The organism is Moorena sp. SIO3B2, from assembly GCF_010692525.1.
Classification (GTDB): Bacteria; Cyanobacteriota; Cyanobacteriia; order Cyanobacteriales; family Coleofasciculaceae; genus Moorena; species Moorena producens.
The window spans coordinates 1-3024 of sequence record NZ_JAAHHE010000580.1; the positions used below are offsets into that span (position 1 = coordinate 1).

At 47.8% G+C, this 3024-nt stretch carries 3 protein-coding genes; 1 reads left to right on the forward strand and 2 read right to left on the reverse strand.

The genetic code is table 11. The annotated features are described in order from the left end of the window. The coding region (locus F6K38_RS38280) for an iron uptake porin (protein ID WP_287360169.1) at positions 1-1017 on the reverse strand (1017 nt) is incomplete at its 3' end. A 206-nt stretch (positions 1018-1223) separates the two neighbouring features. On the opposite strand from F6K38_RS38280, the gene F6K38_RS38285 reads away from it, so the two are divergent. After that, positions 1224-1382 carry a hypothetical protein gene (locus tag F6K38_RS38285; RefSeq protein ID WP_154659802.1) on the forward strand — a complete coding sequence of 53 codons (159 nt, stop codon included), beginning with the start codon at positions 1224-1226 and terminating at the stop codon, positions 1380-1382. A 194-nt stretch (positions 1383-1576) separates the two neighbouring features. On the opposite strand, the gene F6K38_RS38290 is transcribed toward F6K38_RS38285, so the two are convergent. Further along, a partial coding sequence (locus tag F6K38_RS38290; RefSeq protein WP_287360171.1) for an iron uptake porin occupies positions 1577-3024 on the reverse strand: 1448 nt, incomplete at its 5' end.

Sequence of the window (3024 nt, forward strand, 5' to 3'; positions counted from 1 at the left end):
GCGATGGGTTACGGGGTTGCGGCGATTAAACCGGGATAACGCACCAACGCCACTGCTTTCCAGGAACGGGTTGGTCGGGTCAAAAACGTCATCCAAGGCAAGGCCAGATGTTCCCACATAAGCCGTGAATTTTGTACCAATGGGGAAACGGTAGAACACGTCAGGAATTTCCACATCGTTGCCACTATCCGCATCATGACCCAAGCGAGCCATGTCGGTACCAGTCACATCACTGAGTTGAGTAAAGTTTCCTGCCTCCAAACGAATTCTCAACCGGTCTTTCCCGGTGAAGCTGGTATTTAAGTTCAAACGTACCCGGTTGCTTAAGGTAATGTTTTGATCAATGTCATCTCCACTACCATCAGCTTGTTCTTCCCCAAAGGCACCAGCGAAGGTAAAGATCACCTCCCCTTGGAGTTTGGTGGTGGTAGAGAACTGATGGTCTTCTAGGAAAGCCACCCGACCTTCTAAGTTATCCACCCGTGCCCCTAGGGTAGCCAATTCTGCTTCAAATTCTTGAATCAGCCGTTGCAGGGTTTCCAGGTCTTCCCTGGTAATAAAGTCAGCGGTGCTAGCTGCAATTAACCGCTCAATTTGGTTCAAGCAAGCATTCAAACCAGCCGCAAACTCATAACGAGTAGTTGCCCGATTTCCACGGAATGTGCGGTTAGGATAACCAGCAATACAACCATACCGTTCTACCAGAGAGCGCAAAGCTTCATAAGCCCAGTCACCAGGAGATACGTCCCGCAGTTGGGAAACACTGGTCACCTGCTCTAGGGCATCTACATCAGTACTGTTGCTGTTGTAGAGATTGATTTGTTTTAAAATTTGCGAGTTAGACTCACCCTTAGACTCACCGTTACCCTGGGCAACCGATAGCTCTTGTGGAGCCGGAAGGGTTTCAGTAGAAGATGCCTCAAGCTTGGGAGCACCATAGGCGCTGTTAGCCACCAGTAATGAAGCCCCTAGCAAAGCCGGGCTATATTTGATCGTATTCCAAAAACTTGTTGACATCCTTTGTCAATCAACCTCAACCCTAGTAGATTATACTCTTGGACTCAAATTAGTCCCCAACCCTTTATCTTAACCACTAGAATTAGTTATGTCTAGGACAACTCTGGATTAGCATATCATTTTTTGTGATCTTTCGAGAAAGATACTCATCCTCGATTGTAGTCACTTATGATATAGTAGTCGCCAGCGATGCAGAGGTGCGACCCGTGGCGAATTTAATTCTTAATGCGGAAAGCGCACCTAAGCGGTCTTGGGGGTTTCCACGGGGCTTACAGCGATGCAGCGCGGTCTTGGGGGTTTCCCCCATGAGCGACTGCATCAAGACAGGTGCGGACGCAGGTTCCGCACACAGCCCCTCCCCATGAGCGACTGCATCAAGACAGGGCACTCTAGAATTTTTAAATAAAAATAAAACCCTAGAACTTATAGGAAATGACAAAAGTCTCAAACCTAAGTAAGCGCAAGAGTTTGACTTCTGACTTCTGACTTCTCCTAAACTAATCAGCTATCTGCTAATAAATTACAGCAGATAGCTGATCGCAAACCCTAGAATTATTACCTAGAACTTAAAGGTGGTACGGATGGCTCCAACCCAAATCGTATCATTGTCATCATCGTGATTAGGATTGAAAATCACGTAGGCTCCTGGAGTAATCATGATGTTGTTGGTGATGGGGAATTTGTACTGTGCTTCAATTAGGTAAGAAGTATCATCATCTTCTGCATCAGTACCATCAATTTCGGTAGCCCTAGGTGGCACACCTCCAGCAATACTGAACACAGCTCCCTCTTTGCCTAAATCAATGAAAGACAGGTTGGCTGCCCAAGTGAAAATGTCAGCATTGTCACCCTCTTCAACAATCTCACCATTCTCGTGAATAAAATCATCTTCAGCGATCGCATCAATATAACCAAACCAACCGCCGATGTGAATTTGTTCGGTCAGGCGAAAACTGGCTTGTGCTCCAAAGCGATTGGCAGAGGTAGCCACCTCCTCGCCGAAGGGCTCCTTGGCAAGGCTACTCCCAGTGCTACCGGAAAGGTTGACATCGCCTCCTGGCTGGTAGCTACGGACGTAGGTCAAAGATAACTCCAAGTTATCAATGGGTGAAATACCCAGTTGAGCACCAGCGCTATAGGCACCATTGAAAAGTCCATCTTTCTGAGCAGGACTTGGAGCATCATCCCCGTCAGCTAGATAAAGCAGTGATAGACTCAGGGCATCACTAAATTTATAGGTGAAACCGCCACCAGCTCCCTCTGGCCCGCGATAGGTTACGGGGTTACGGCGGTTAAACCGGGATAAGGCACCACTGCCACTGCTTTCCAGCCAGGGGTTGGTGGGGTCGAAAATGTCATCTATGTCAAGGTCAGCGGTGCCCACATAAGCCGTGAATTTTGTACCAATGGGGAAACGGTAGTACAACTTAGTAATTTCCACATCATTGCCACCATCCGCATCATGACCCAAGCGAGCCATGTCGGTACCAGTGACATCACCACTGAGCTTAGTAAAGTTCCCTGCCTGCAAACGAGTTCTCAACCGGTCTTTACCAGTGAAGCTGGTATCGAAAATCAGACGTACCCGGTTACTTAAGGTAATGTTTTCATCAATGCCAACCTGATTCTCATCATCATCATCTATTTCTCCCCTGACATCATCATCAGCTTGTTTTTCCCCAAATGCACCAGCGAAGGTAAACAGAACCTCCCCTTTGAGTTTAGTGGTGGTGGAGAACTGATGGTCTTCTAGGAAAGCCACCCGACCTTCTAGGTTATCCACCCGTGCCCCTAGGGTAGCCAATTCGGCTTCAAACTCTTGAATCAGCCGTTGCAGGGTTTCCAAGTCTTCCCGGGTAATAAAATCAGCGGTGCTAGCTGCAATTAACCGCTCAATCTGGTTCAAGCAAGCATTCAAACCAGCCGCAAACTCATAACGGGTAGTTGCCCGGTTTCCACGGAATGTGCGGTTAGGATAACCAGCAATACAGCCATACCGTTCTACCA